This is a genomic window from Paenibacillus caseinilyticus (genome assembly GCF_027533645.1).
Taxonomy (GTDB): Bacteria; Bacillota; Bacilli; order Paenibacillales; family NBRC-103111; genus Paenibacillus_G; species Paenibacillus_G caseinilyticus.
The window spans coordinates 173,848-199,208 of the sequence record NZ_JAQAGY010000006.1 but is presented as its reverse complement, the minus strand read 5'-3'; the positions used below and the strand labels follow the sequence as shown (position 1 = coordinate 199,208).

The following is a 25,361-nucleotide window of genomic DNA, read 5'->3' as shown; positions in this document are numbered from 1 at the left end:
AAACCTGAATCACTCCCAAGACTTCTTATCGAAAATATTAATCTGCTTACCATCACTGGACGACTTAAGACCTTCTGAAACGTCAAAATATTCATTAAAGAGATCAATCCAGTTTTTGATTACATTTTCTTTAACAAGCAGAGTCACACTCCCGCATGATTCACAGTATCTTGCATCCGATGGAACTTTAAGTCCGGAACAAGGAGAAGTCTCAGAAGTACAGGTATTATACAAGGAACATCCACACATTTTACAATAGGTGGCATACTCCGAAAATTCTGTGTTATGGCATTGAATACATTCAAGAAAACGATCATCATCGTCTGTTGGATATATGTTGTATGGATTCGACATGTCTACCCCCACGGCTGCTTCTTTGTGATACTCATTCACGTAATCTAAAAAAGAACTTATAGGACGATCAAACTGAAGGGAAAGGTCAAGATCGATCTCTTCAGATACGAAGGTAACTTCCTCATAACCATCCATAAAATTGTCAGTGAATTTTGGGAAAGGGACAACATTTTCCTGCAATTCAGCAAACATCTTAGTCAATACTGCTTCATCAAGTTTCTCTAGCCGTTTGCTGGCCGCTGAGTAATTAACATCACATTTATCAGCCAGATTTTTCGGGTTCAAGTCGGCGGGATTTTTAAATACGTAATCAGGCATCAAAAGCCGTGAAGCGAACCAGTTGGCTTCGACCTCCATGTGTTTTTTCGTTATTTCATCAAGAGCGTTCGGGGCCTCCTGGGTATTAAGGACAAAATCACCATGCAGTATGATGTGACCGATCTCATGGGCCAGCGTCCAGGTCTGTCTTCTCTCGATGATTGTGTTACTATACTTCTTCTTATTCATGTCAGTAGCAATAAAGATACCAAATTTGGATCCGAGTTTCATCATATACCCATCAGGGCCCTTTAGTTCGTCATAAAGAACTTTCCAGCCGCGGCCCTCAACGATCTTGTTTAGATCGATGGGGGGATTTGGGTTACCGAACTCAGCCAAGATAGCCGCGGCGATTTTATTTATCTCTGCGAATCTCGGTTTGGCAATTGTGACTGAACTAGTTGACGGTTGAATCGTACTCAGCCTCTTCCGTGTGAGTTTTATCTGTAGGGTTAGTATATATATTTTATTATTATCAATTTAGTAGAGATAGTAGATAGTATGTATATTTTTATTTTATCAATTTAATTAGTATCGTCTTCTTCAAATGCCTTTTTCATTTTTTTAACCATCTTTAGAAACTGCTCATACGCTTCAGGGGATAGATCATTCTTGGCTCGCATAATAAACTCAACGCCTGGATCAACTTCAATATCAACTTTTGGGGCACCTGGAGATTGTGCATCCATGCTATTTTGGATTATTTCTCGGATAGCGGAAAAGTGATTGCTCATATATCCCATTTTTTCCGCTAATTCTTCATATGTTACGTTTTTAAGATGTGGAGCAATTTGCATTAGAGTTTCAGGCGATGCTTTGTGAGCTCCAGCCTCAATTCTATTTATCGTGGCATTACTAAGCCCCACTTTATCTGCAAGTTCACGTTGGCTTCGATACCCACTTTTCAATCTCAATTGGGCGAAATATGCGCCAAATTCCTGTAGATTCATAACTTATTTCCTCACCTCTTCAACTAGTGCGATGTATTATATCTTAGCAGAAATGTGCCAAACATGAAACAACTTAGAGCAATAATGATAAGAACAAACAATTCGTTTCAATGTGGTAAAAATTATGTTGCACATATGTATCATCGGTGGTATATTCTTCTTGGGTCAAGTGTTACAAGCGTGAAAAGGAAAGGAGACAAGGGTGTATGCGAGTGGTTTTGAAAAAAAACATTATTTGCGAACTTCAGAGTGAATCAGGTATGACAGACCAGAATTTCGCCGTTCATATTGGCATATCGAGAAGTCAGTTATGGAGAGCAAAGTTGCCTTCTACTGATAAGCGGTTTTCATTGGGTCATGATTTTATTGCAAAAGTTTTGCACACATTTCATGACAAGAAATTCGAGCAGTTGTTTTCTATCGAACATGAGAGGATAACAACCAAAGGAAGGTGATCTAGTTGGATAATGAAAAAGAGGCTAAGCAAGAAATTACGGATTCTTTTGAAGAAATATCAGCAACTACAGAGGGCTCATCAAATCCGGCATCCTCTGCACGAACGATTGAATTGATTCAAACAGCTTCTGGATTTATCTCTCATGTAATCGAAAAAAAGCAAGGCACACCGAACGAGCTACGATTAGTGGCTTCAATTCTAAAAGCGGCTGCAGACAACTGGAACCACAGTGGCAGCTTATAACACTCCATATTCTTCCTAAAGGAGCAAATCAATTATGAGTGAAAAAAGATTAACCGTTTTTGAGTTAGCCGATCGCTGGGGTGTTCACCACGACACCGTTTACACGATGGTTCGAAAGAAGGAACTCCCACATTTCCGTGTTGGGAATCGGATCTTGTTTCGTGAGGCTTCGATTCAAAAATGGGAGCTCGAGCAGGAACTGCGGAGCACGAACGCTTCATAAAAAATGGGCCCACTACCGTGGGGATCGGCATTAGGCGGCAAGGGAAATCGGTCAAGTACCGGTTATGTACAACTCAATAGTACACATAAAGTCTGTCACATATCGAGCTCCTTTTAGTGACTTTGTTGCCACAATTTACACACCATCTGTGAAAGGAATGATTACCATGAGCATCGGACAAGCAATTCACGATTATCGCAAGTCCAATCGATTGACACAGGACGAGCTGGCCAAACAGCTTCCCATGGATCGCACAACACTGGCAAAGGTAGAATCCGGAAGCCGTGAGCTTCCTCCAGCATTAGAGCCGGTACTTGCACGAATGTGCTGGAAGTTTGCTCTTAAAATAGCCGATGAGCGGACAGGCGGTTTCATTTCCAACATTCTGGATGACCTCCCGAACCTCGACCTCCACCCAGCTGCCCTAAAAGATGTGCTGCTGAAGGAAATCAACGAACTAGAACAAGCATTAGGGGGGTTGGCCATGGCAAAACACATCGACCCGACAAAGCGCAAGGAAAGCGCTGAACGGGTCTGGCAAGAAATGCGAGACGTCATGGAGAAAGCTGTGGTTCTGCAGGGAGTGCTCGAAGAAGAGTTCGGGATCGACCGTAAGAGCATGATCGCAAAACACGAGGCGGAGGTGAAGCGCGGTGAACGATAAATTTTTGGCAATGCTTCGCGAGATTGGCTTGGAAGGTGGCGCGGTTTACGCGACGGGTATTCTGAAGGGGCGCCAGGTACGGCAACTGGTAGCGGACTGCAGAGCTCAGGAGACGATCGGACTGATGACGGACCGGATCCTCGCGGAATGCTCCGTGAAAAACGAAAAAGCCGCCTGGGGGGGCGACTTGATCAGTTTAACTTATGAATTTCCATCTGAATTCAGTATACCTCTCGGCACTGATATTGGCAAGGAGCATCACGTCAACCTCTGATGTTTGAGCATATCTGATTAGGGCCTGCTGATGCAGACCCTCAGAGATGCGCTTAAGCATCAGAAAGGAGTTGGTGTGTTTGGTTATCTCAAATAGTCCTCTGACCTGACATCCGTAGCACAGAGCTTAGGCGGCATAGGGAGTGATGCACATGCCAGAACAACCGATGCCCGTTTCACGCGGGCTGTTCGACCACAAGGAGCGCCTTGGGCCTGCGGTATGGGAATTCCTCTGGTGCATCGACGCTGTCACCACCGAGAGTGTCGATGAGCAGGGCATACGCTGGGGGTTCGTACATAACGGGGCCCCGGTCAAGCACGAACGCATTGCAAGTGAGCTTCACAGCAGCAGCCGGACCGTCCAGCGTAACATGGACCGGCTCAAGCATGAGAACTACATCCAAACTGTTCGAACGGGCCGTGGCGAAATCATCAAGGTTCGGAACAACAAGAAAGATGTGCCTATGCGAGTCGCCAAAAATGGCGCATCAGATACGCCAAATGTGGAATATCTACCACCGTCTGATACGACAAATATGGCATATCAGGGGGGCGGCGAAATGCCAAAAATGGCATATCATACCGATTCCGATATGCCAAAAGTGGCACATCAGAACCCCTCAGATACGACAGATATGGCATATCAGGGGGCGCGATACGACACATGTGGCATATCTAAAAGACTTACTATTACTACTACTATCACTGAAGAAGATATATTCAAGGGCCAGATTGAAATCCTTGACGCGTACTGCAAGCTGCACGATAAGCTGGACATCCACGTCAGGTCATCTGAGCGCGAAGCCATGGGTAAGATGATCGCCGGGGGGATGCCGATCCCCTTTATCATCCGAACTATGGGACTCCTTTACGAGGATAAGCGCCAAAGAGCAATTAAGAAAAAAAACCAGTTTAAGCCCCCGTCCTCGTTCACCTACTACGTCGGCGGGATCAACGACGCTTGGGAAAACGTGAGTTCGGTGTCACCCGAGCCTGCCGCAGTGCTGGAGGAGCCGATCAAGGCGCCGCCAAAGGAACCACAGCTGCGGAAGGGCAAATCAAAGCTGGAAGAGGCCATGGAGTTTCTTGACCAATTCAAAGATTAGGAGGATCGGGACGCATGACACTAGGCGAGATTGCGAAACTGTTCAAGCGGATCCGCAGACATTATCCGCAATTCGAAGTCATGGACGAGGGGATCTTGCTCGAATGGCAGAGGCTTCTGGCCGAAGCATCATCGGAAGAGGTCCATTCCAACCTGGACGTTCATATCCAAAACAGTGAATGGCCGCCCAAGATCGCTCACCTGCTTGGGAAAACCAGCGAGACGAGCATTTACTACGACACCCTTCGGGAAGGAACCCTCAAGAGGTTCGATGAGATCGACGAATGGCAGAAAAAGGCCGCACCGCCGCCGGCGGAGCTGAAGGAAAGGATGAGACAACTTGCAGCATCCAGAACACATTGAGATGCCTCACAGCAGTGAAGCCGAAATTGCCGTTTTGGGCGCCGTACTTCTCGAAAACGACGCTTTAATCACTGCTCAGGAAACCCTGATAGCTGATGACTTTTTCTTCCCGGGACATCGGATGATCTTCCAGGCGATGGTTGAACTGGCGGACGAAAACAAGCCGATCGACCCTGTCACTCTCGGGCACGTTCTTCAGCAAAAGGGGCAGTACGAGCGCGCCGGCGGGGCCTCCTATATGTCAAGGGTGGTTGGATCCACACCAACGGCCGCAAATATCGGCCATTACGCCAATGATGTCCGTGAGTACGCCATGCAGCGCCAGGCGATCAAGGCCATGCTCAAGCAGATGCAGGCGAAGAGCTCGGCGGCCGCAATGGCCGCAGGTATGGAAGAGGCCGCAGCTGCTATTTCAAACCGAGCTTCCCAAGGCAAAGAGTTTCAGAACATCAAAGAAGTGGTTTACGAAGCCTTCGATCAAATTGAAGCTCGGTTCAACATGAAAGCCTCTGGCGGCATCACCGGTATTCCTTCTGGCCTAGCCGATCTGGACAAGCTTACGTCAGGATTCCAACGGTCGGATCTCATCATCATGGCGGCGCGGCCGTCGATGGGAAAAACGGCACTGGCACTCAACATCGGGCAAAACATTGCCATTCGTTCCAAGGAGCCGGTTGTGGTCTTCTCGCTCGAGATGGGAGCGGTACAGCTCACACAACGCATGATCGCATCAGAAGGTAACGTCGACGCCGGGAAGCTCCGGACAGGCTTCCTCGAGGAAGAGGACTGGCAGAAAATTTCGATGAGCATCGGCGGACTGTCTGAATCTCAACTGTTTATCGACGACACGCCATCGGTCAACGTCCACGAGATCCGAGCCAAGTGCCGGCGGCTGAAAAAACAGGTGGGGAATCTGGGGGTCATCATCATCGATTACCTGCAGCTCATCTCTGGAGCCGGGCGGAAGGAGAACCGGCAACAAGAGGTCTCGGAGATTTCTAGGAACCTGAAGCAGTTGGCCCGGGAACTTGATGTACCGGTGGTTGCTCTCTCCCAACTCAGCCGTAGCGTAGAGCAGCGCCAGGATAAACGGCCGATGATGTCGGACCTCCGGGAGTCAGGGGCAATCGAGCAGGATGCGGACATCGTCGCTTTCCTCTACCGGGATGACTACTACGACAAGGAATCCGAGAAGAAAGACATCGTCGAGGTGATCATCGCAAAACACCGGAACGGCCCACTGGGTACGGTGGAGCTAGCATTCCTCAAAAACTTCAACAAATTCGTTGGTCTGGATCGAACACACCATGAGGCACCAGCAACGAAGAGCCAGAAAGGTGACTCTGAGAAACGCCGCTGGGCATAAGGGAGCGCGTGACATGAGAAGACATATGACGCCTGTAGAGCGTGAAATGGTCGGTCAGAGCGTAACAGCAAGCACCTACTGGGTATGGACAGAGAAAGCCGAACGGATCTACCCGGATCGAAAGGCAGGAACACCGGTATTCGAACATCACAGAAAACTGGCGCCGCAGTTGTGGGTGCATCGGGGATATGTGCGCGAGTCCGACAGCGCTTATCAGCTGCAGCTTGGGCTCGAAGCATAAAAAAATCCCCCGGCCTATGGGGATAGGTCACCGGGGGAGCAAATTGAGAAAACCTCATTGCCAAAATTATATCAATAATTTGGGGTGAGGGGAATGGGTCAAGTAACTTTTCAGATTCCAGGCACGAAAATCGATCAGGAGGCAACCCGCAAGAGGGTTGAAGAAAGACTCGAGACAGCCCGGATATTCAGAGATATCGGTTTTGTACAGAGAGAGACGAAAATGACGCCCAGCTATGCACCTCGTTTCCACGGTAACACTAACGCCATCAGCAAGCCTGTAGAGGACGTTGCGGTCTGGAACGTAGATACAGAGGATTTGGACCAGAAACGCGCTCAGGAGGTCGAAATAGCGCTGAGACGCCTATATAAAACGGAGTCGGACATCATCCGAACTCGATACTTGGACCCAGACGCACAGGGCTGTGACTTCCTTGCGGCCATAGAACTGAGCATGACGGATCGCACATACCGCCGGCACAAGGCGGAGGCGCTGCGGAAGCTAGCACGGATCCTTCGGCTCACCGTTTATCTGGAACCAGTCTCAGAAGCAGTTTGAAAGGAGCAGCACGATCCGCATGATGAGAAAAATAATCATCGAGGTTGAGGAGGAAATCCTCAGTCTCAAAGATCACGAACAGATCGTCATCCATATCGGGGATCGCAAGTTCGTTGTCCAGCCGGCGACGGAGGACGACCTCGATAAGATTAATAAAGGCATCATCTGCATGGATTAAGAGAGGAACGTGCGAACACATGAAGATTACCATAGACAAATCGGTATTGCTGGAGCCGCTGAAGCAGCTGGCCATAGGCGCTTCAGCGAAGAACGTTTCCCCTATCCTGAGCTGCATTCTGCTTATGGTCAAAGACGGGGACTTGGTTCTTGCCTCTGGGGACACACACTTCTTCATCCGAACGGAAATCCCAGGGATCGACTTTGAACTGAAACGACCCGGAGGGATCGCCATCAGCGCTAAGGAGATCGTCGAAGTGGTAAACCGAATGCCCTCCAAGTCTATCGATATCGAAGTAGACGGGACCCAGGCTAAATTCATGTCTGGGAAGACGAAGATGCTGCTCCAAGGCTTCGATCCCGAGGAGTACCCCGAACTTCCCGTCCACAATTTGAACAGCAGCTTCATGATGCCGGCGAAGGAGTTCAAAGAGCTGATTCGCAGAACGGCCTTCGCGGCGTACAAAAAGGAAGACTACTCTATCCTGACGGGGATTAAGGCGGAATTCGGACTTGAGGGGATCACCTTCTGGGCGTGTGACAGGCACCGGATGGCCCGCGTTACAATGCCGATCCGAACCAGCATTCAGCTGGATACGGTAATCTCCGGGGAGCACATGAAGAAAATAAGCAGCATCGTGAACGACTCCGAAGATGTCACCATTACAAGCGACGACCGAATGACAGTGATTATCTGCGGAAGATACACCATGTACTCTTGGGCTCTGGACGGTACGTATCCAAACGTGACCAGACTGTTAACGCCAGCCCAGCATACGGCCTTTACGGCGAGCAAAAGCGACCTTATCGAAGCACTGGAGAGAGTGAGGATCACCGCTGAAAAAAAACAGAACGGAGGGTTCATCACCGAAATGCGCACCGATGGCGATGAGTTCATCATTGAGAGCCGGAATGAAATTAACGAGAAAACGGAGGACAGCATCCAAATCGGCGACTTCAAGGGCAAAGGGATTCGGTTCGGGTGCGACGGGAAGTATGCTCTCGAAGCACTCCAGGCGATTGACTCGGATACCGTTAATGTCCGGTTGCCCGGGCCAAAGGAGTTCATCTACTTTTCCGGCGCTGACGAGAACACGGCTTTATACCTAGTGGCACAAATCGTATTACGGGAGGGTGCATAACATGATCGTAAAGCTGAGCAGGCAAGAATCCGAGTTTTTATGCAACATCCTCGACCAGTGGGAGCATGAGGAAGACACGAAGCTGGCCGAGTCGGTCTATGCCAAGCTGAACCCAGCGGTCCAGCAGAACCATGGCCAGCTGGAGATGGATCTGCAGGCCGGAGCCCTCATCATCGCACATGATTGATTACCAAGCCTTCGAGCGCCGGCGACTCCGGCGCATCTCCTTCGGCATAAAGCACCAGGAAGTATATGCCGAAGGGATTCTATTCTACAAGCTGCTCCCATTGTTTTGGACCGAGGTGGGTGTGCTGATGGAGATGAATGGTGGATCGAGCACGACACACCTGGACACAGCATTAACGAATCTGATGAGCCGGACGCGCTACATCCCCGAAAGAAAGAGACTCGTAATCGAAGAAGCATTTGACCACTACGTATTTCTTCTCCAGGCATGCGGGCCGAAGGTGGCAGGGTGCTTCCTGGTTGACATGATGGAATCGTTGTAAGTAAAAAACAAAATGGAGGTATGACCATGAAAACGGATGTTAAGTTCTGGCGATACTCGATCCCCTCAATCGACGGGCAAGGCTGGGGAATATTCCTCCTCGATTCCACGGGGATGTTCGCGGCTGTGTCCGATTACGGGAACTATGCTTACTTCTGGCCCCTTAAAAATACCGGCTACAATGATTTTCGGGAGTTCTTTGGCGAGGCAGACGGATATTACCTAATGGGCAAGGTCGCGCCTTCAAGGAAGCGAGAATATCAAGGAGATCGGACAGAGCAATCCATCAGAGAAACTATCCTCCGAATGCGTCGGGATGACGCGTTAACAGAGGCAGATGCCCGCATGGAATGGGAGCTTCTTTCCTCAACCGATTTTCACTATTTAGAAGGGTTTTCGATATGGTACCAGCAAACAAATCTCCCCGATGCACACGAAGAGGCTGTCTACGACTACTCAGCCGATGAGCTCGCTTTTTCAAAGATCTTGTACCCAAGGTTCTGCGAGATAGTAGCTAAAGAGCTTGAAGATGAACGGCTTCTAGCCATGGAAAGGGGCGCTTGAATGCCTCCTGATAAGAAGCAAGCGCAAGGACATGCTGATATGCTGCTCGGCAATTTGAGCCAAGAGGTCGGAAAGTATTTACCTGACCATGTACGGGGACCGGGTCTCGAGCTAATTCGCCTGGCATTGGTTGAGGCATACGTCAGGGGATGGAAAGATGCATATAAGTATTTTGTAGGGGATGATCATAATGCCAAATAAAATGGGCTGGTATACGAGGCAAGAAGTTTTAGATACTGGGTTACCGTACTATGCCAGGCAGCGTTGGACTTCTGAGCCGCACATGTTCGCTGTACTGCTTACCAAGTCACGATGCTAAGAATTCGGGGTACCGATTCTCCGTAACGGCCAAGAATTACCGTCAGCATTCCGGTATGCAGCTTCCTGCGGCACCGGAACTGGAGACACCGCTCACCGGTACTATCCACTCTACGACCGTACAGATGTATTCCACATGGGGGAACTGGACTTGAAGAAGCTCTACAAGCATGAACTTTGGGCAAGGAGCCACCAAGAGGGAGAAGTTCCTCGAAATGATGGAGGCTCATGAATCAAAATGAACGGAAGAACATGGGAGGGAGGCGAAAAAAGCATCCCGAAGGATGCTCATTTCGTTAACGTTGGAAAGCCGTAATAAACAAAGGAGTACAAGCCTATCATCAATCCAAGCATGCACAAGGCTTTGAAAACTTGGCCTCTTATTCCGAAAATAAGGCAAGCAATAATAACGATGATTTCTGGGACAATCAAGTATAAAAGGGAAGATGCAATTTTGAAAACACCTGCCACAAGCAACTTATTTAGCTCATCAAAGGCTTGATCCATCTAATGTAAAACCCCATTTCTAATTTTATTTCTATATATCGGTTTATCAATGTGAAAATTTCAATGCTTTGATTTTGAATATTGATTTATCGGAGAGGGGATTGCATGAAAGAGGTGGAGGATACTTCTGATTTCTGGCCAAACGGTGGAGATAGTGCGGGCGAGGATATCTGTCCAAATCATGTTGGTTAATTGGCTGAATCCGTTTCGTTGAATGTACTCGGTTCCGGCATCAGGTTTGGCTATAGGGTTTGGTGGCACTTAGGGATATATTGTGTATGCCGATGAAGAACCGAAATCGAATGGTTATATTTGTAATATGGAAGAACATGAGGGAGTGTTAGAAACTATGGGAGATGTTTCGGTTCTTTCTACGATTCTCGTGCGCTACGAGACGAGTGGTCTGAGCGATCTCGAAGGCGCAGACTTCTGCGAAGGTACTGTCTGCCTAATCCGATAATTCAAATAACGACATTTCAGATTCTGGAAATGTCGTTACTGTTTTACATATAAAGGGACTTTATTACCGCTCGTGTAATTAATATTATACATAATCTTATAAAATTATTATTATTCTTTCTTATTACGATAAACTTTTACAAATTACAATATAATGTTAATTTAACAAAAATTAGTAATATATATCTATTAACCTTCCGGCGTTAATTTGATATATTCTAATTGTTGGAATAATAGTAAAAATAATATAATTATGGGAGGAAATTTAAAATGAATTTTTGTAAAAGAGCATTCACTTTTTTAGTCGCTGGAGTATTAGGAACAGCTACTCTCGCTATGCCGATCTCAGCTTCCGCCGCTGCTCTCGGCTCTACTCCCACCTTTACTAAAGGCAGTTGTGGGGACGCGTATGTTGATTGCCAATACGTAACTATGTCAACCGGTGACAAAATTGAAAATTCCTCCGATGTCTATGCTGAGAAGGGGGCAGCTATTTATTTCGAGGTCTATACTAACCGGGACAGCTTGTTCAATATGTTTGCCTATGTAGTGGATGGTAATGGGACTGTAATAAGCAAACAAATTAACGCAGCTCAAAAAGGGGGGAGCAACTACTATGAATTTGCTTCCCCTGGAACCGGTTACTATCATGTAAGAGTAGAATGTGGAGATCGAACATCTGGTAGATGTTCGGGCCGTGCAATGATTAGTACTGATAAGCGATAGAAAAAATACACCCTTCCTAAAAAGTGGAAGGGTGATTTTTTTATTTTTGAATCATTGAGTCGGCTACACTGGAGAGAAGTACTAGCTCAGCATTGTTTGGTGATTTTCTCATACCGATATTATAAGTTAAAGCCCCATATTTGAACTCTAGAGTCGAGTGTATACCGCGTTCTTTGAAATAGGCATATGTTCCATCAACTAATCGGATCTTAGTGTATCCCGAGTTATAATCGTCTTTTTTATCAGAAAACACAATTATTTTAAAAATATCGTTTGTACTTTCATTACGATAAGTTAATTCCAATTGGTTACTATTTGTATCGATCTGTCCAAAGTTTGATGTAAACTCAATTGGAATTTTTTTGGGTCTTAGTACATTAGATTTAGTTAGCTTTTCATAATTTCTAGTTGCATCTTCTACGGCAAGAGGTAGATTTTCATGCGTTGGAGCACTAATAGTAGTAACCTCAGTAAAAGCAGATTGAATACTTCCACCCCAAAGAATAGTTAACAACAGTATCGCTTTCAAATTAGACTTCCTCCTTTATTTTACTTTTACATGTTTCCAATAACTTTAAAAAAATATTCATCCATAAGCCGTCTCAGGCGATTTTTTGCGCTGTCTACGGATCGATTGAGCGGCCGGCTTCGATCTGGTAGCTACTGATACGCTGATCATCGAACCGGTGGTCACAGCACTGGTACCGACGGGGCTGGCGACGACCATACCCGCAGGATACGAGGGGTGGGGTTACTGATATTCAGTATCCAGACTACGGAGCATGCATTATTCTTACCGATCATCGAATGATGAATTATATATCGAATTGTCCGAAGATAACGGCTGATGAACATTCGCTGAATAATCAGGCACATAATAAAGACCCCTTCTCACGAAGGGGCCAAAATCAGTACCGCCTCGCTAGCGGCACTGTTTATTACCCAGATATAAAGATGATGAAACAAACCCTCCACACGTCATTTTTGTAAACCATCCAATTTAGACGGCGTGTTCGTTGGCGTTGTCTCAACGTCGCATGACCAACGACACTAGTTGTGGTTTTTAAATAGATCTCATTATTTTTTGCCTTTGCCATTAATAGTAGCGTTATAATATGATAATTAATGAAATGTTTTTTTATGGGGGTTTATTTTTTGGTTGATATTTCGAATATACTTAGTTCCCTTGCATCTACTCAGAGTCAATTTCAACCTGCGATAATTACTTCAACAGCGACCTTAGTCGGTGCTTTTTTTGGTGCATCTGCAGCTCAATATTTCTCCCACAGATTAAGCCTAAAGAGGGAGAGAGAGAAATACTATAAGGATGTATACCAAAAATTAATATCACCGATTATTTTTGATATTTTCAGTTATTACGATATAACAACTGCTCCTAGAAAGGGACACGATATAAAATTATCAGTTGATGAACACAAAATAAAGGAGAAGATTTACAAACATATAACAAACAATATTATGTATGCAACTCCAGTGCTTATAGACAGTTATTATGGAATCAAACGTGATGAGTTTTATGATGATATGACAGGTTTTTATCCTGATGTTCGTGAAATGAGATTTTTATCTTTGTTTTTAAATGAGTCAATAATAATTATTGAAAAAGCGCAATTATCTAATCAAAACTTTAAAAAGCAACTAAAAAAATATAGGTTTAATTATTATTTTTGGTCAATCTTAATAATAAGACAATCAGACAAATTTGCTGCTACTCAGTTAATTAGTGAAGTTGTTCTGTTTTTTTCTCACAATAAATCTTACTCTAATTCTGCTTTTAATAAACTTCTAAAGTTAGCAGATCCAGAAAGGCCTCTAAAAAAGATAAAGAGAACTTTTCTAAAGCTCCAAAATAGGGGGTTCCAATATAATGAGATTAATGAAAAAAAGCTTGCAAAATTGATATCAAAGAAAGGCGAAGAGAGAGGGAAATTTCTTGAATTATTAAGAAATATCGATAATAGAGAAATTTTTATTTATCACAGCAAACAGTTAATTCATGTGGCAAAATTATTTATAATCACAAATCTGGAATTTGAGTATGTAAATGATACTTTACGAATTAACTTTGAGTTAAAAAATAACAACGATAGATTTAGAAATTTTTCACCAGACAACTTTGTACTAAGGAAAAGTGATAAGGTCTATAGATCGCAAAGAGACATACCACTCTTTTTAGATACTGAAAATCAAGATGTAACATTATTGGATTATGAGGCACGTTGTGTTCAGTTGGAATATAAAATAGGATACGGTAATCACCTAGAGAATGAATATTACTTGTGCTTACTACTGGAAGAACAGTCGCATTTTATTTGTTATTTTTAAAGTCGGGAAAAGTGGCCGATTCCTGACCGGAAAATGACCGATAGATGGCCGTTCATTTGGCGGCGACCGTGTTATAGTGATAGCATCGAATATTGAATATTAACCAAGAAGAGCTGCTCCCATGCGGCTCTTTTTGCATTTCAAGGGATGTGGTAGCGACGATACGTCTGCTGGGAAAAGCCAAGCAGGATCCGCCAGCCCCAAAGCAACCTGAAATGTGTAAAGGGTGCGTCTGGGGGCGTTGGGAAGGGTCCAAACAATTTTGTTCGAAGCCAGTTACCTGCTCACGAGAAAAGAAACCGGGAGGAATGACCGATGGAACAGAAGGCTGACATGATCGATTCGATTCAAACCGAGATGAGGGAGCATGGATACGCGGTGAGCCGTGGGGCGCTGGAGCTGGTTTTACAGGCCCGCGAGGATTACGAGGCACGCAACCGGCCGCCGACCCTTCATGATCTCATGGATTCTCACTTGTATGCTCAGTGAGGGGTGACTGCCCATGAATATCGTCCAGCCGATCCGCGACCCTGATAAGATCATCGACATCAAGAGATACTTGCGGGAGTCGAACAAACGAAACTACATCATGTTTTTGGTTGGCATCAATACGGGGCTGCGTATTTCCGATATCCTCAAGCTTCGGGTAGGAGACGTTCAAGGTGGAACGATCAGCATTCGGGAGCAGAAGACGAGGAAGCAAAAACGATTCATGATCAACCCGGCCCTGAGAAAAGAGCTCCAGGAATATACGAGTGGCATGCAGGCGGATGAATATTTGTTCCCGAGCCGGCAAGGCATGAAGCAGGCGATTGGCCGGAGCACTGCATATAAGATGCTCCGGAAGGTGGCCAGGATGTTCGGCCTCGAGGAGATTGGCTGCCACACGCTGAGGAAGACGTTCGGCTACCACTTTTACAACAAGACAAGGGACGTCGCCCTGCTGATGGACATATTCAATCACTCCGATCCATCCATAACCCTGCGGTACATCGGAATCAATCAGGATGCCGTCGATAGGTCGATGGGTAGCTTCAGGTTATAGGCGTCTCAGGATGCCATATAAGACCTTGATGATGATGAGGTCCGAGTGTTCGATTAACCTGTTTTGGTGTCTCAGTGCGGCGCTGTGAGCGCGTGGCGGACTCCTATAACGGGGGCTCAAACCACCTGTTCACTTCAAATAGCTGTTGTAGAACTCGATTAGGGAAACAGTAATGAATCCTTGATGCATAAGGGCTGAAGCCGATCATGCGAGTGCAACACAATATAAGATATGGGTAACTCAATGATTAGATTTGTGCATAAAAAAACCACCCTAAGGGTGGTTTTTATTAGGTGCTCCTGATAGCCTCATGAACAAACTTATAAAACTGAGCAACTTCTGCTTGATTAGGCACTGACCTTTCAGCTGTAGGGCCACCGTTAGCAGCAGTGACATCAGCTCTAGCCTTAATCCATGCAATTGTGACCTCAGTTGCAAGTTCACGAATCGTTTTTGAGTCTGCCATTTATTGGACCTCCCTTCTCAGTAATTTTAATTCGACGCAATTAGGCATACTCCTCCAGAATTGATGCCTAAAATTGTTTTTTAAAGCAAAAGAGTGAATTTCATGGGTCCCTCTGGGTCCCGGAAGCATGCGGGTGCGCATGAGCCCGAAAACGCGCTAGCGACATATGAAATTTCGTTTCTGCGCTGCGGTATGCAAGGCGTATGAATAATTATGCATAGACTTTGAAGCCTTGATGCGCAAGGCTTTTTTGCTGTTTTTGAGTATCAAGGGGGAGGTGAATTAGCAGGAAATGCGCAGCGAGAAAACGACCGAAAGCGAAATGACATTTACGACCAAGCAAATGGCCGACGTTTTGAATCTGAGTGCGCGCCGGGTGCAGCAGCTGGCCGAGGATGGCGTGTTGATTAAATCGGCCCGCGGGAAGTACAAAGCCGCCGAAAGCATCCAGAATTACATCAAATCTATTCAAGATCGAGGCGGAGGCGGCGACGGGGAAGCCGATTATTTTCACGAGCGAGCGCTGCATGAACGGGCAAAGCGCGAGAAGGCCGAGCTGGAGCTTGCCGTCAAACGGGGCGACCTGCATCGGTCAGAAGACGTGGAGTTTGTCATGAACGATATGGTGGCAGCTTTCCGTTCGCGGATTCTTGCTCTTCCCTCCAAGTTATCGCCACAGTTAATCGGCAAGATGGATTTGGCGGTCATCCAAAGCTTGCTGACCCAGGAGGTTCACGAAGCCCTTACCGAACTGTCGGATTACGATCCTCACGTTTTCCACGAGAAGAATGAGGATTACATCGGGCAGATTGAGGATGAGGACGATTAAACGCCGGACGCTGCGGCTGTTCCGGGAGATCGCCAAGCTGGCGGCGCCTCCGCCACAGTTAAAAGTCTCAGAGTGGGCGGATGAATACCGAAAGCTTTCCCCCGAGGCATCAGCCGAGCCTGGCCAATGGCGCACGGACCGGGCCCCTTTCCAGCGCGAGATCATGAATGCCGTGAATGATGCGGGCATCGAGTGGGTTATCGTCATGAGCTCGGCGCAGGTCGGTAAAACGGAGATCATCCTGAACACCATCGGGTATTTTGTGGACTACGATCCGGCCCCGATGATGCTGATCCAGCCGACAGAGGGGATGGCCGAAGCGTTCTCAAAGGACCGGCTGGCGCCTATGATCCGGGATACCCCTGCACTAAGCGGGAAAATCCGAGACGTGAAAAGCCGCGGAAGCGACAACACGATACTGCATAAAAAATTCCCCGGCGGGCATGTGACGCTGGGGGGCGCAAATGCGCCGGCGACTCTCGCCAGCCGTCCGATCCGCGTGGTGCTGTGTGATGAGGTGGATCGGTACCCGGCTTCCGCCGGCACCGAGGGCGACCCGGTCTCCCTGGTCTCCAAGCGGACCACGACATTCTGGAACCGAAAGATCATCCTTGTCAGCACGCCAACGATTAAGGGCGCTTCGCGGATTGAGTCGGCCTATGAAGACAGCACCATGGAACGGTGGCAGCTCCCTTGCCCAAGCTGCGGGCAGTACCAGCCTCTGACCTGGGGGCAGATTCACTTTGCGGACGCCACCCACGCATGCTCCCAGTGTGGGGCACTGCATGGCGAGTTCGAATGGAAGGCCGGAACTGGCAAGTGGGTGGCCAGGAAGGATCACGCAAAGATCCGTGGATTCCACCTCAACGAGCTGGCATCCCCTTGGAAACGCTGGAGCGAAATCATTGAGGATTTCCGCAAGGCCAAAAAGGATGGTCTTGAGTCCCTGAAGGTTTGGGTCAATACAGCCCTCGGCGAGACATGGGAAGAAGAAGGTGAGAGCCTTGCGGAAGACAAGCTCTTCGAGCGTCTGGAAGAGTATCCGCATGCGGTGCCGGATGAAGTCAAGCTGCTGACGGCAGCTGTAGACGTCCAGGATGACCGTTTCGAAATCGAGGTGGTCGGCTGGGGCGCCGGTAAAGAGTCTTGGGGCATCGAGTACCACGTCATTCGCGGGGACCTCAAATTGCCGCAGGTATGGAATGAACTTCGGGAGTACCTTTCCCGGTCCTGGACGAAGGGGAATCAGATGAAGTACAGCATCACATGTACTTGTATGGACTCCGGCGGCCACTTTACCACGGACGTATACCGATTCTGCGCGAAGCTTGAGAACCGCAGGGTCTATGCAATCAAGGGGCAGGGCGCCCAAAACGGCGAGTATGTGCCGTTCCTTAACGGTCATATGCGCACCAAGCGGGAGAAGGCGATCCTATTCAGCCTCGGAGTCGATGAAGGGAAATCCAAGGTGTTTTCACGCCTGCAGGCTGCGGATCCCGGTCCGAACTACTGCCACTTTCCGAAGGAGAAAGGGTACAACCAAGACTATTTCAAGGGATTGACGGCAGAGAAGCAGGTCACACGGTACCGGGAGGGCATCCCGTACAAGGTATGGAAGAAGGTACGCGAGCGAAACGAGCCCCTTGACCTTCGCGTGTACAACACAGCTGCTCTTGAAATTCTGAATCCAAAGCTTGAAGAGATCGATACTGGTCAAAAGGGGCAGTCCCCAATGCTACGAGGCAACGCTAAGTCAGGTAGAAGGGTGCTCAGTAAAGGAATATAATTGGTACGGAAGGAAGTAGCATGACAATCAAGAATATATAGTCCGAGGTGAGAGTGTCATGGATAGTTTCCTAGGAACATTGATATTTCTGCTACCAGGACTAATGCTATATTTCTGGCTGCAGTCGTTTGGAATTAATCCCGTGGTTAAGCATACACCGACTGAATTCACAGCAGTTTCTGTACTATTATGGTTCCCAGTCTCCTTGTCATCAGTGTTAGTGATCAACCTTTTGTACAGCTGTGGATGGATAACCGGTTACAATACTATATGGACTACAGATGATCTTAAAAATGCATCTAGTGGTCTGGGATTTATTGCCGGGTTCCTCGGATTAAGTGTAATCATAAGCTTCTTGTATGGTTGGCTGTGGGCAAATCATCTACACACCGTTTTTATGGATATTATCAACTATGTACGTACGAGAAGAAATATTGCCAAGCTATCTAAATCCCCATCTGTTTGGGATGAGCTTTTTCTCAATAATGATGTACAGGTAATTGAAATGGGACGGATTGATAAAGCCGATGGACCAACCATAACAGGATGCATAAAAAAAGCGTCCAGGACATTCGAGCCCGAACGCTACTTATCTGTTGAAAATGAAGATTATTTCAAAAGGCTTATTCACGACCACGGTATTCCGGTTATAAACGTATTGTATGACACAAAATCAGGGAGCTATGTGAAGATTTACGACACGGATAAAATTTATGAAGCGATAGCAAAGGAAGAATCGGAATCTGCTGAATCGATCGCCCAAGCAGAAGAGGTCACTTCTTCGGGTTAGGTACGTTTATGATTGGCTTATCAACTGACTCTGTCCGGATAACTGGTTGAGGCTGTTTGTTGTAGAACTTCATTTTTTTCAACTCACTTTTTCTTTGGTGGCTGAGTTTGACTAATCTTTATTGTTTGTTTATCTACGGACCTCTGTTCGCTTGCCCTTGGTGGAACAGCAATAGTACGCTTGTCCACTGAATCCGCAAATCTTCTTAAATTCTCATTTCGCATATATAAAAAAACCTCCTTTCTCAAGAATGTTGTGGGTGGCACCATGAACATTCGACGAGATACGGGGGTTTTCCTGTTTTTAGGGAAAATGAATGATAACTATGGGAAGGGAGGTGAAAAGGAACATATGGCATGGACACTGGAGACCGCACAGACCCATCTGAACGCCTGGCTCGAGGCCGAGCTTGCCGTATCTGCAGGGCAGAGCTACCGCATTGGGACCCGGCAGCTTGAACGGGCTAACCTGGCAGAAATCAGAGAGCAGCTTTATTTTTGGCGCCGTGAAGTGGAGCAGCTTCAGTCAGGACGCAAGGGGGGCGCGAGGGTAAGGCGCATCGTTCCGAGGGACCTATGAGCCCTCTGAATAGACTCCTTGCCGGCATTGCACCTTCATGGGCTCTCAAACGCGAGATGGCCAAGAAGACATTAACCCTCATGAACAGTGGATACTCCCACCACGGTGCCAGCAGGACGAAGAAATCATTGCTCGGCTGGATGTTCGGCGGGGGATCACCGGATGAGGACATCCTGGATAATCTGGACACCCTACGGCAGCGCTCAAGGGACCTCTATATGGGCGGCGCGGCGCTGGCTACCGGCGCCCTGAAGACGGCCAGGACAAACGTCGTGGGTACGGGGCTGCGGCTCAAGCCGACGTTGGACGCTGACTTTCTCAGATTAACCGAAGAGGAAGGTCGGGAACTCAAGCGAACAATTGAACGAGAGTTTGCCTTATGGGCGGACTCAACCGACTGCGACGCAACACGGATGAACAATTTCTATGAGCTGCAGCAGCTCGCCCTCTTATCGCAGCTCATGTCCGGCGACTGCTTCGGTCTTTTGCCGATGGTACCGCGGCTTCATTCCGTGTACGATCTGCGGGTTCGGATCGTTGAAGCAGACCGATGCTGTGATCCTCCGGATAAGAAAGGCCGGGACATCAAGGGCGGGGTGGAGTGTGGACCGGATGGCGATGTGATCGCCTACTGGATCCGAAACAGCCATCCCTTGGGCGAGTCCGCTGGCAGACCGCAGTGGGTCAGGGTAGAGGCCGAGGGCAAGGAAAGCGGGCGCTGCAACGTGGTGCACCTGCTGGAAACCGAACGTCCGGAGCAGCGGCGCGGCGTGCCGATCCTTGCGCCGGTCATTGAATCACTCAAGCAGCTGGGCCGATACACGGAAGCCGAGTTGACGGCAGCCGTCGTCTCCGGCTTTTTTACTGTGTTCATCAAATCCAACACGCCAGAAAATGCGATGGGGGAAGGCATTCCCGGGTACCAGCAGGTAGACCTGGAGGATGAGAGCAGTTTAGAGCTCGGAAGCGGATCCGTTCTATCCCTGCAGCCAAACGAGAGCATCGAAACGGCAAACCCCGGGCGGCCTAACACCGCGTTCGACGGGTTTGTCACGGCAGTCCTGCGCCAGGTCGGCGCGGCACTGGAGATACCCTACGAGCTGCTCGTCAAGCACTTTACCGCATCGTACTCGGCCAGCCGGGCGGCACTGCTCGAGGCGTGGAAAATGTTTCGCATGCGGCGGGCATGGATGGTCAGCGGATTCTGTCAGCCCATATACGAAGAGTGGTTTGCCGAGGCGGTGGCCAAGGGGCGGATTGATGCCCCGGGCTTCTTTGATGACCCGATAATCCGTAAAGCTTACACGAAAGCAGAATGGCATGGCCCATCTGCAGGGCAGATTGATCCGTTGAAAGAGGCGAATGCTGCCAAGGTGCGGGTCGATGAAGGGTTCTCCACGAGGGAGCGCGAGACCGCCGAGCTGACGGGGGGCGATTTTGAAATGAATCACCGGCAGCGGGTGCGGGAAGAGAAGATGCGGCGTGACGACGGATTAATGGGAGGTGCGAACAGCGCAAATGAAATTCTGGAACGTGAGCAAGACGAAGAGTAACAGCGGGAAACTGATCCTGCACGGGGCAATCAGCGATTCCAGCTGGTGGGATGACGAGGTTACCCCAAAGCAATTCGCCAACGATCTGGCCGGGCTCGGGGAGGTCAGCGAGATTAATGTGCATATCAACAGCAAAGGCGGGGACGTATTCGCCGGCCTTACGATTTATCAGATGTTGAAGCAGCATGCAGCCAAGGTAACGGTGCACGTGGACGGCCTTGCCGCCTCGATCGCCTCCATCATTGCCATGGCTGGGGACCGGATCGTTATGCCCAAGGGTGCCATGATGATGATCCACAATCCTTGGACCAGTGTGTGGGGGGCCGACGCGAACGGCCTACGCAACACCGCCAACGTCCTGGATAAAATTCGGGATTCGCTCGTGGAGGTGTACTCAGCTCGCACTGGCAAGACAAGCGAAGAGCTGATCGCCCTTATGGATGCGGAGACATGGATGACATCCAGTGAGGCTGTGTCGCTGGGCTTTGCTACGGAGCACGAGCAGAGCACGCCAATCTCAGCCATGATGCACGGCGGGCTCGCCGTATTTAATGGCATCGGGTTCGATCTATCGGGATTCGCCCGGCCGCCGCGCCTGCCGGAGGCGCCGGAGCAGCCAGTGGCTGCTTACGCACCGGTACCAGCGGCCACTCAACTGCAGAACAAAGGAGGCGATCAGCCGGTGCTGACCGTAGAATCGCTGAAAAATCAATACCCGGATATCTTTAATGCCGTCCTGAAACAAGGGGCTGAGCAGGAGCGGACCCGAATGCAAGCTCTGGATGATCTGGCAGGCCCGGGACGTCAGGCGCTGCTTAATAAGGCCAAGTACGAAACTATGGCTTCGGCCGCGGACACGGCGATGGAAATCGTAAAGGCTGAGGGCCAGAAGATGACCCAAATGATGAAGAAAATGAAAAATGATGCGGATGAGTCCGGCATCCAAGACGTCGAAAGCGAGGCACCCGACAAGAAGTCCGGGGACGAGGCAGAGGAAACCGCCCAGGCCCTTGCCGGAATTATGAATAAGCGCGGAGGTGGCCGGTAATGGCAGAACCTATGATCGAGAAACACAGCCTGAGTTATGACAATTTATTCGCAGGCTCCCAGGCGAAGATTGTGACGGACAAGGTCACGCTGAAGGCGGGTAGAGCCTACCTGCGGGGCTCGATACTCGCGCTGATCACTGCTGAAAATAAGGCGGTTTTGGTGGATTCCACGAAAACCGATGGGTCGCAGGTTCCCTTTGCGGTTCTTGCCGATGATGTTGATGCCACCTTATCCGATAAGACGGCAGCCGTGTACCTTACGGGTGAGTTCAACGACAGCAAGCTGACCTTTGGCGGCACGGATACCTTGGCGAAGCACAAAACAGAGCTGCGACGCATCGGTATTTTCACTCGCAAAACTAGCAAATAGGGGGACTTAGCGACATGGGAAAAGTGAGCATTTACGAACCGAGGACACTTCTGGCGGCCATCCGCCTGCGCCAACCGGTACAAACGTTTCTTACCAAATACTTCAGAGAAATGAAAACTTTCACTACGGAGACCGTCGACGTGGACTTCTACAAAGGGCGCCGGAAGATGGCTCCTTTCGTATCGCCCCGATTGCCGGGTCAAACGTATGAGCGGTCCGGCTACGAGACCAAGGTTTACAAGCCGGCTCTCATTAAACCTACCCGCCCGATCACCACGGACGATCTGAGAAACCGTTCATTCGGTGAGAATATCTACGCGACAAAGTCTCCTGACGAGCGGGCAAAGGAGATGCTGGCGAACGATCTTTTCGATCTCGATGAATCGATTACCCGGCGGGAGGAGTGGATGCGCGCTCAAGTTCTCTTTACGGGTCGCGTGGATATGATCGGCGATGGAGTCGATCAAACGCTCGATTACGAATTTACCAATAAGGTGGCTCTTACTGGAGCACACCGGTGGAGCGACCCCAGCAGCAACCCACTTGATGACCTGACCACCTGGCGCCTTGCAATAATCCAAAAGTCGGGAACGAGCCCGGATGAGGTCATTCTGGCATCTGATGTGGCCAATGCGTTCATGACCCACCCGTTTATTCTTAAGCTCTTCGAGAACAAGGGCATCACATTGGGACAAATCGATCCGCGCACCCTCCCGAACGGCGTGACCTACCTTGGCCGCGTTACCCGGCTTGGACTTGATCTCTACAGCTACGATGAGTGGTACCTGGACGAGGATACTGACCCGAACAACCCGGTTGAAGCGCCGATGGTGCCAAGCGGCACGGTGTGCATGCTTTCCACCCGTTCACGGTTTACCATGGCTTATGGTTCTGTGACCATCATCAAAGGTGAAGACTTCGCTACCTTTGAAGGGGACCGGATTCCCGACAGTTGGGTAACCAAGGATCCAGCACAGCGCTGGCTCCAGGTCAACAGCCGTCCGCTGCCAATCCCGTACGAGGTAGACAGCTGGTATGTCGCTAAAGTCTTGTAAGGAGGAGATCCGGCATGATGAGAGTAATCGCCAAGTGGCCGATTCAGAGGGCAGAGGAAGTCGTGCAGCCCGGTCAGGAGGTCTTTGGCCTAACTGGGGAGGAGATCGAGCGGATGCTCGAGGCGAAAGTAATCACGGTCATTGTTGCGGATCCGCCGCCAGTCCCCCAAGATCCTCCGCCCGAGGGACAGGGGAGCAACCCGCAGGAGGGCGGTCAGCCAGCCCAGGCAACCCTAGCAGCGGACGCTGTGCCGCCTGCTCCGGCTGTCGCCGATCCGTCACTGAGCAGCGAAGCGCCGCAGGTAAATGATGTACCGGCGGCGGTAGCTGCGGAAAAAGAGGAAGCTGCCCCTGCGGCTCCTCCGAAGAAAGCCCGGAGAAAGGCAAGCAATGACAAGCCTTAAGGACTTTTTGGCCGGGGATGTGGCAAACGTCTTTTTGAACGACAAAGAGTTCGCCGATACGCATGACGTCAACGGCCGGCAGGTCACCTGCATGGTCGACTCTGATCTGATCAACCACCGGGCCCAGCCGTATGCCGAAGGGGTGTACCTCGCTCAGGTGGTTTTGTTTATCCGGAGCTCGGAATTTCCTAGCAAGCCGGCGGAAGGACAGCGCCTGAAGCTGGACGGCAAGTTTTTTGATATCGCCAAGGTCGCGGAGGATGCCGGCTTGCTGGAAATCACGCTGGAGGCGAATGAGTCATGATCACGGTCTCGCAGGAGGACCTGAAACGGGCCGGAAAGACCATGGCCGACGTTGAACGGGCGATGCCGAAGCTATACTCGGCCGCGCTCAACCGTACGATTCAGGGGATGAGGACGGAAGCCGGCCGCAAAGTGCGCGAGACGTACGACGTCAAGCTGTCCGACGTGCGGCCGACGCTGAGCATTAAGCGGGCGTCGCCTGGGGACCTGGTTGCCATACTGGATTCCAGGGGGCCCAACACCCCCCTGATCCGATTCAAAACCACCCCTAGAAAGCCACCAAAAAGGCAGCCGAAGGTGCTGAAAGCATCTGTAAAGCGCAGCGGCGGCAAGCCGATCCCGGGCGCCTTTGTGACCCAGGTCGGCGGGCATATCGGAGTCCTCAAGAGGAAGGGCAAAGCCCGGCTGCCGATCGAGGAGCTGTTCGGTCCGCCGGTGCCGGTAATGCTGAGGGAACCTGGCGTCAAGGAGCACCTGGAGGCGGAGGCTGAGCGCCGGATGAGCCAGCGGCTGCAGCATGAGCTGAAGAGATTACTGGGAGGTGACGGCAAGTGACCCCGGTAATTTTGATCGACGCCCTGCGGGACAGGCTGCAGGCACTTCTTGCTGAGTATCAAATGGAGACCAAGGAAGGACAGCGGCGCAGTCCGCAGGTCGTAACGGGATACCTTCCCCAGCAGCTGGCTGGGGAGGAAAATCCATCGGAGTACCCGTTCATTATCGTCAGGCCGTTCAAAGGCAAGGACGCCATGGAAGGCGGGCATATGAGTGTTCGCCTGATCTTCGGGACGTACCGTGACGATGATGACGGGTTTTACTATGTTATGAATTTGATGGAACGAGTAAGGCAGCATTTGCAAAAGCGTAGAGGGCTGGGCGGAGTGTTTCGCCTGGAGCTCCCCTACGAATGGCAAGTATTCGAGGAACAGCCCATGCCGCATTGGGTCGGCGAGGCCATTACGCTGTGGTCCATACCCACCATTCAAGAGGAGGTCGAAGGGATATGAAGTCGCGCAAAAAGCCTGCGGAGACCGCGGCTCCGCCGCAGGTCATCTATATAGGACCGAACCTGCCGGGCGGCAGGCTGACGCAGTACACCGTATTCAGCGATGGCATTCCCGAGTACCTCGTCGATTTGACCGAGGCGCATCCGGAAATTAAAGAGCTGACGGTACCGGTCACCGAGCTGGCCCGCGTGCAGGCAAACATTTCGACGCCAGGGACAACCGAATACACCGCATACCGAAAGCTCGGAGGAAGGGGATAACAC

At 49.6% G+C, this 25,361-nt stretch carries 37 protein-coding genes and 1 pseudogene; 33 read left to right on the top strand and 5 right to left on the bottom strand.

Annotated features, from left to right (window positions below; all coding sequences use genetic code 11):
* Window positions 1-9 precede the first annotated feature (9 nt).
* Together O9H32_RS11805 and O9H32_RS11800 are read right to left on the bottom strand one after the other, a co-directional pair.
* A complete protein-coding gene (locus O9H32_RS11805) occupies window positions 10-1,011 on the bottom strand; it encodes an ImmA/IrrE family metallo-endopeptidase (protein WP_269866295.1) in 1,002 nt (333 codons plus the stop codon).
* Window positions 1,012-1,196: 185 nt separating this feature from the next.
* The gene (locus tag O9H32_RS11800) at window positions 1,197-1,622 is read right to left on the bottom strand and encodes a helix-turn-helix domain-containing protein (protein WP_269866294.1); all 426 of its coding nucleotides are present in this window, start codon (window positions 1,620-1,622) and stop codon (window positions 1,197-1,199) included.
* 206 nt (window positions 1,623-1,828) lie between these two features.
* On the opposite strand from O9H32_RS11800, the gene O9H32_RS11795 reads away from it, so the two are divergent.
* The 15 genes from O9H32_RS11795 (at window position 1,829) to O9H32_RS11725 (ending at window position 9,506) form a co-directional block, all read left to right on the top strand.
* Entirely contained in the window at window positions 1,829-2,077 is a 249-nt protein-coding gene (locus O9H32_RS11795) for a hypothetical protein (protein ID WP_269866293.1), read from the top strand.
* 5 nt (window positions 2,078-2,082) lie between these two features.
* A complete protein-coding gene (locus O9H32_RS11790; protein WP_269866292.1) occupies window positions 2,083-2,322 on the top strand; it encodes a hypothetical protein in 240 nt (79 codons plus the stop codon).
* Between the two features lie 34 nt (window positions 2,323-2,356).
* On the top strand, window positions 2,357-2,545 hold the full coding sequence (locus tag O9H32_RS11785) for a helix-turn-helix domain-containing protein (protein ID WP_269866291.1): 189 nt from the start codon (window positions 2,357-2,359) through the stop codon (window positions 2,543-2,545).
* Between the two features lie 166 nt (window positions 2,546-2,711).
* The gene (locus tag O9H32_RS11780; RefSeq protein ID WP_269866290.1) at window positions 2,712-3,209 is read left to right on the top strand and encodes a helix-turn-helix domain-containing protein; all 498 of its coding nucleotides are present in this window, start codon (window positions 2,712-2,714) and stop codon (window positions 3,207-3,209) included.
* Window positions 3,199-3,483 (top strand): hypothetical protein, encoded by a 285-nt coding sequence (locus O9H32_RS11775; RefSeq protein WP_269866289.1) that lies wholly within the window; start codon window positions 3,199-3,201, stop codon window positions 3,481-3,483. Before O9H32_RS11780 ends, O9H32_RS11775 begins: the two co-directional genes overlap by 11 nt.
* Window positions 3,484-3,634: 151 nt before the next feature.
* Window positions 3,635-4,588, top strand: a complete 954-nt coding sequence (locus O9H32_RS11770) for a hypothetical protein (protein WP_269866288.1) — start codon at window positions 3,635-3,637, stop codon at window positions 4,586-4,588.
* A 14-nt stretch (window positions 4,589-4,602) separates the two neighbouring features.
* Entirely contained in the window at window positions 4,603-4,950 is a 348-nt protein-coding gene (locus O9H32_RS11765) for a replicative helicase loader/inhibitor (protein ID WP_269866287.1), read from the top strand.
* A 1-nt stretch (window position 4,951) separates the two neighbouring features.
* Entirely contained in the window at window positions 4,952-6,316 is a 1,365-nt protein-coding gene (gene dnaB, locus O9H32_RS11760; protein ID WP_269866396.1) for a replicative DNA helicase, read from the top strand.
* A gap of 13 nt (window positions 6,317-6,329) precedes the next feature.
* The gene (locus O9H32_RS11755; RefSeq protein WP_269866286.1) at window positions 6,330-6,557 is read left to right on the top strand and encodes a hypothetical protein; all 228 of its coding nucleotides are present in this window, start codon (window positions 6,330-6,332) and stop codon (window positions 6,555-6,557) included.
* 93 nt (window positions 6,558-6,650) lie between these two features.
* The gene (locus O9H32_RS11750) at window positions 6,651-7,115 is read left to right on the top strand and encodes an ArpU family phage packaging/lysis transcriptional regulator (RefSeq protein WP_269866285.1); all 465 of its coding nucleotides are present in this window, start codon (window positions 6,651-6,653) and stop codon (window positions 7,113-7,115) included.
* Between the two features lie 19 nt (window positions 7,116-7,134).
* Window positions 7,135-7,293 carry a hypothetical protein gene (locus O9H32_RS11745; RefSeq protein WP_269866284.1) on the top strand — a complete coding sequence of 53 codons (159 nt, stop codon included), beginning with the start codon at window positions 7,135-7,137 and terminating at the stop codon, window positions 7,291-7,293.
* Between the two features lie 19 nt (window positions 7,294-7,312).
* Window positions 7,313-8,434, top strand: a complete 1,122-nt coding sequence (gene dnaN / locus O9H32_RS11740) for a DNA polymerase III subunit beta (RefSeq protein ID WP_269866283.1) — start codon at window positions 7,313-7,315, stop codon at window positions 8,432-8,434.
* A 1-nt stretch (window position 8,435) separates the two neighbouring features.
* Window positions 8,436-8,621 carry a hypothetical protein gene (locus tag O9H32_RS11735; RefSeq protein WP_269866282.1) on the top strand — a complete coding sequence of 62 codons (186 nt, stop codon included), beginning with the start codon at window positions 8,436-8,438 and terminating at the stop codon, window positions 8,619-8,621.
* A complete protein-coding gene (locus O9H32_RS11730) occupies window positions 8,614-8,943 on the top strand; it encodes a hypothetical protein (RefSeq protein ID WP_269866281.1) in 330 nt (109 codons plus the stop codon). The genes O9H32_RS11735 and O9H32_RS11730 overlap by 8 nt, the downstream gene beginning before the upstream one ends.
* A gap of 26 nt (window positions 8,944-8,969) precedes the next feature.
* A complete protein-coding gene (locus O9H32_RS11725) occupies window positions 8,970-9,506 on the top strand; it encodes a hypothetical protein (protein ID WP_269866280.1) in 537 nt (178 codons plus the stop codon).
* Between the two features lie 606 nt (window positions 9,507-10,112).
* Here O9H32_RS11725 and O9H32_RS11720 read toward each other — a convergent pair.
* Window positions 10,113-10,331, bottom strand: a complete 219-nt coding sequence (locus O9H32_RS11720; RefSeq protein ID WP_269866279.1) for a hypothetical protein — start codon at window positions 10,329-10,331, stop codon at window positions 10,113-10,115.
* 729 nt (window positions 10,332-11,060) lie between these two features.
* Between O9H32_RS11720 and O9H32_RS11715 the strand changes: the two genes are divergently transcribed.
* Window positions 11,061-11,516: a hypothetical protein gene (locus tag O9H32_RS11715; protein ID WP_269866278.1), complete on the top strand. Its 456-nt coding sequence runs from the start codon at window positions 11,061-11,063 to the stop codon at window positions 11,514-11,516.
* A gap of 40 nt (window positions 11,517-11,556) precedes the next feature.
* Here O9H32_RS11715 and O9H32_RS11710 read toward each other — a convergent pair whose 3' ends face one another.
* A complete protein-coding gene (locus tag O9H32_RS11710; protein ID WP_269866277.1) occupies window positions 11,557-12,045 on the bottom strand; it encodes a hypothetical protein in 489 nt (162 codons plus the stop codon).
* Between the two features lie 121 nt (window positions 12,046-12,166).
* Here O9H32_RS11710 and O9H32_RS11705 point away from each other — a divergent pair.
* The 4 genes and pseudogenes from O9H32_RS11705 to O9H32_RS11690 form a co-directional block, all read left to right on the top strand.
* Window positions 12,167-12,274, top strand: a pseudogene (locus O9H32_RS11705) (hypothetical protein); the annotation flags it as partial.
* A 397-nt stretch (window positions 12,275-12,671) separates the two neighbouring features.
* Complete coding sequence (locus O9H32_RS11700; RefSeq protein ID WP_269866276.1) at window positions 12,672-13,862, top strand: hypothetical protein; 1,191 nt, start codon at window positions 12,672-12,674, stop codon at window positions 13,860-13,862.
* Window positions 13,863-14,177: 315 nt separating this feature from the next.
* Window positions 14,178-14,351, top strand: coding sequence for a hypothetical protein (locus tag O9H32_RS11695; RefSeq protein ID WP_269866275.1), 174 nt, complete (start codon window positions 14,178-14,180; stop codon window positions 14,349-14,351).
* Between the two features lie 13 nt (window positions 14,352-14,364).
* Window positions 14,365-14,907, top strand: a complete 543-nt coding sequence (locus O9H32_RS11690) for a site-specific integrase (RefSeq protein WP_269866274.1) — start codon at window positions 14,365-14,367, stop codon at window positions 14,905-14,907.
* 289 nt (window positions 14,908-15,196) lie between these two features.
* On the opposite strand, the gene O9H32_RS11685 is transcribed toward O9H32_RS11690, so the two are convergent.
* Window positions 15,197-15,373: a hypothetical protein gene (locus O9H32_RS11685; protein WP_269866273.1), complete on the bottom strand. Its 177-nt coding sequence runs from the start codon at window positions 15,371-15,373 to the stop codon at window positions 15,197-15,199.
* A 292-nt stretch (window positions 15,374-15,665) separates the two neighbouring features.
* Here O9H32_RS11685 and O9H32_RS11680 point away from each other — a divergent pair, with 292 nt between their 5' ends.
* The 13 genes from O9H32_RS11680 (at window position 15,666) to O9H32_RS11620 (ending at window position 25,358) form a co-directional block, all read left to right on the top strand.
* Window positions 15,666-16,202, top strand: a complete 537-nt coding sequence (locus O9H32_RS11680) for a hypothetical protein (RefSeq protein WP_269866272.1) — start codon at window positions 15,666-15,668, stop codon at window positions 16,200-16,202.
* Window positions 16,189-17,988: a phage terminase large subunit family protein gene (locus tag O9H32_RS11675; RefSeq protein WP_269866271.1), complete on the top strand. Its 1,800-nt coding sequence runs from the start codon at window positions 16,189-16,191 to the stop codon at window positions 17,986-17,988. Before O9H32_RS11680 ends, O9H32_RS11675 begins: the two co-directional genes overlap by 14 nt.
* A 58-nt stretch (window positions 17,989-18,046) precedes the next feature.
* A complete protein-coding gene (locus tag O9H32_RS11670; RefSeq protein ID WP_269866270.1) occupies window positions 18,047-18,778 on the top strand; it encodes a DUF6338 family protein in 732 nt (243 codons plus the stop codon).
* Window positions 18,779-19,129: 351 nt separating this feature from the next.
* Entirely contained in the window at window positions 19,130-19,357 is a 228-nt protein-coding gene (locus O9H32_RS11665) for a DUF6148 family protein (RefSeq protein ID WP_269866269.1), read from the top strand.
* A gap of 56 nt (window positions 19,358-19,413) precedes the next feature.
* On the top strand, window positions 19,414-20,910 hold the full coding sequence (locus O9H32_RS11660) for a phage portal protein (RefSeq protein ID WP_269866268.1): 1,497 nt from the start codon (window positions 19,414-19,416) through the stop codon (window positions 20,908-20,910).
* Window positions 20,876-21,958 (top strand): head maturation protease, ClpP-related, encoded by a 1,083-nt coding sequence (locus O9H32_RS11655; protein WP_269866267.1) that lies wholly within the window; start codon window positions 20,876-20,878, stop codon window positions 21,956-21,958. The genes O9H32_RS11660 and O9H32_RS11655 overlap by 35 nt, the downstream gene beginning before the upstream one ends.
* Entirely contained in the window at window positions 21,958-22,329 is a 372-nt protein-coding gene (locus tag O9H32_RS11650) for a head decoration protein (RefSeq protein WP_269866266.1), read from the top strand. The genes O9H32_RS11655 and O9H32_RS11650 overlap by 1 nt, the downstream gene beginning before the upstream one ends.
* Window positions 22,330-22,343: 14 nt before the next feature.
* The gene (locus tag O9H32_RS11645) at window positions 22,344-23,384 is read left to right on the top strand and encodes a major capsid protein (RefSeq protein ID WP_269866265.1); all 1,041 of its coding nucleotides are present in this window, start codon (window positions 22,344-22,346) and stop codon (window positions 23,382-23,384) included.
* 14 nt (window positions 23,385-23,398) lie between these two features.
* Window positions 23,399-23,788 (top strand): hypothetical protein, encoded by a 390-nt coding sequence (locus O9H32_RS11640; protein ID WP_269866264.1) that lies wholly within the window; start codon window positions 23,399-23,401, stop codon window positions 23,786-23,788.
* On the top strand, window positions 23,775-24,092 hold the full coding sequence (locus tag O9H32_RS11635; protein WP_269866263.1) for a hypothetical protein: 318 nt from the start codon (window positions 23,775-23,777) through the stop codon (window positions 24,090-24,092). The genes O9H32_RS11640 and O9H32_RS11635 overlap by 14 nt, the downstream gene beginning before the upstream one ends.
* Window positions 24,089-24,646, top strand: coding sequence for a phage tail protein (locus tag O9H32_RS11630; protein ID WP_269866262.1), 558 nt, complete (start codon window positions 24,089-24,091; stop codon window positions 24,644-24,646). The genes O9H32_RS11635 and O9H32_RS11630 overlap by 4 nt, the downstream gene beginning before the upstream one ends.
* Window positions 24,643-25,098, top strand: coding sequence for a hypothetical protein (locus tag O9H32_RS11625; RefSeq protein WP_269866261.1), 456 nt, complete (start codon window positions 24,643-24,645; stop codon window positions 25,096-25,098). The genes O9H32_RS11630 and O9H32_RS11625 overlap by 4 nt, the downstream gene beginning before the upstream one ends.
* Window positions 25,095-25,358, top strand: coding sequence for a hypothetical protein (locus O9H32_RS11620; RefSeq protein WP_269866260.1), 264 nt, complete (start codon window positions 25,095-25,097; stop codon window positions 25,356-25,358). The genes O9H32_RS11625 and O9H32_RS11620 overlap by 4 nt, the downstream gene beginning before the upstream one ends.
* Window positions 25,359-25,361 lie beyond the last annotated feature (3 nt).

Coding starts and splice junctions, on each gene's coding strand:
- O9H32_RS11750 (WP_269866285.1), top strand. CDS start 6,651: ATGGGTCAAGTAACTTTTCAGATTCCAGGCACGAAAATCGATCAGGAG.
- O9H32_RS11635 (WP_269866263.1), top strand. CDS start 23,775: ATGACAAGCCTTAAGGACTTTTTGGCCGGGGATGTGGCAAACGTCTTT.
- O9H32_RS11620 (WP_269866260.1), top strand. CDS start 25,095: ATGAAGTCGCGCAAAAAGCCTGCGGAGACCGCGGCTCCGCCGCAGGTC.
- O9H32_RS11745 (WP_269866284.1), top strand. CDS start 7,135: ATGATGAGAAAAATAATCATCGAGGTTGAGGAGGAAATCCTCAGTCTC.
- dnaB (WP_269866396.1), top strand. CDS start 4,952: ATGCCTCACAGCAGTGAAGCCGAAATTGCCGTTTTGGGCGCCGTACTT.
- O9H32_RS11630 (WP_269866262.1), top strand. CDS start 24,089: ATGATCACGGTCTCGCAGGAGGACCTGAAACGGGCCGGAAAGACCATG.
- O9H32_RS11770 (WP_269866288.1), top strand. CDS start 3,635: ATGCCAGAACAACCGATGCCCGTTTCACGCGGGCTGTTCGACCACAAG.
- O9H32_RS11785 (WP_269866291.1), top strand. CDS start 2,357: ATGAGTGAAAAAAGATTAACCGTTTTTGAGTTAGCCGATCGCTGGGGT.
- O9H32_RS11665 (WP_269866269.1), top strand. CDS start 19,130: ATGGCATGGACACTGGAGACCGCACAGACCCATCTGAACGCCTGGCTC.
- O9H32_RS11645 (WP_269866265.1), top strand. CDS start 22,344: ATGGGAAAAGTGAGCATTTACGAACCGAGGACACTTCTGGCGGCCATC.
- O9H32_RS11780 (WP_269866290.1), top strand. CDS start 2,712: ATGAGCATCGGACAAGCAATTCACGATTATCGCAAGTCCAATCGATTG.
- O9H32_RS11690 (WP_269866274.1), top strand. CDS start 14,365: ATGAATATCGTCCAGCCGATCCGCGACCCTGATAAGATCATCGACATC.
- O9H32_RS11640 (WP_269866264.1), top strand. CDS start 23,399: ATGATGAGAGTAATCGCCAAGTGGCCGATTCAGAGGGCAGAGGAAGTC.
- O9H32_RS11655 (WP_269866267.1), top strand. CDS start 20,876: ATGAAATTCTGGAACGTGAGCAAGACGAAGAGTAACAGCGGGAAACTG.
- O9H32_RS11675 (WP_269866271.1), top strand. CDS start 16,189: ATGAGGACGATTAAACGCCGGACGCTGCGGCTGTTCCGGGAGATCGCC.
- O9H32_RS11755 (WP_269866286.1), top strand. CDS start 6,330: ATGAGAAGACATATGACGCCTGTAGAGCGTGAAATGGTCGGTCAGAGC.
- O9H32_RS11800 (WP_269866294.1), bottom strand. CDS start 1,622: ATGAATCTACAGGAATTTGGCGCATATTTCGCCCAATTGAGATTGAAA.
- O9H32_RS11735 (WP_269866282.1), top strand. CDS start 8,436: ATGATCGTAAAGCTGAGCAGGCAAGAATCCGAGTTTTTATGCAACATC.
- O9H32_RS11660 (WP_269866268.1), top strand. CDS start 19,414: ATGGCCAAGAAGACATTAACCCTCATGAACAGTGGATACTCCCACCAC.
- dnaN (WP_269866283.1), top strand. CDS start 7,313: ATGAAGATTACCATAGACAAATCGGTATTGCTGGAGCCGCTGAAGCAG.
- O9H32_RS11720 (WP_269866279.1), bottom strand. CDS start 10,331: ATGGATCAAGCCTTTGATGAGCTAAATAAGTTGCTTGTGGCAGGTGTT.
- O9H32_RS11695 (WP_269866275.1), top strand. CDS start 14,178: ATGGAACAGAAGGCTGACATGATCGATTCGATTCAAACCGAGATGAGG.
- O9H32_RS11795 (WP_269866293.1), top strand. CDS start 1,829: ATGCGAGTGGTTTTGAAAAAAAACATTATTTGCGAACTTCAGAGTGAA.
- O9H32_RS11730 (WP_269866281.1), top strand. CDS start 8,614: ATGATTGATTACCAAGCCTTCGAGCGCCGGCGACTCCGGCGCATCTCC.
- O9H32_RS11650 (WP_269866266.1), top strand. CDS start 21,958: ATGGCAGAACCTATGATCGAGAAACACAGCCTGAGTTATGACAATTTA.
- O9H32_RS11685 (WP_269866273.1), bottom strand. CDS start 15,373: ATGGCAGACTCAAAAACGATTCGTGAACTTGCAACTGAGGTCACAATT.
- O9H32_RS11670 (WP_269866270.1), top strand. CDS start 18,047: ATGGATAGTTTCCTAGGAACATTGATATTTCTGCTACCAGGACTAATG.
- O9H32_RS11765 (WP_269866287.1), top strand. CDS start 4,603: ATGACACTAGGCGAGATTGCGAAACTGTTCAAGCGGATCCGCAGACAT.
- O9H32_RS11680 (WP_269866272.1), top strand. CDS start 15,666: ATGCGCAGCGAGAAAACGACCGAAAGCGAAATGACATTTACGACCAAG.
- O9H32_RS11715 (WP_269866278.1), top strand. CDS start 11,061: ATGAATTTTTGTAAAAGAGCATTCACTTTTTTAGTCGCTGGAGTATTA.
- O9H32_RS11725 (WP_269866280.1), top strand. CDS start 8,970: ATGAAAACGGATGTTAAGTTCTGGCGATACTCGATCCCCTCAATCGAC.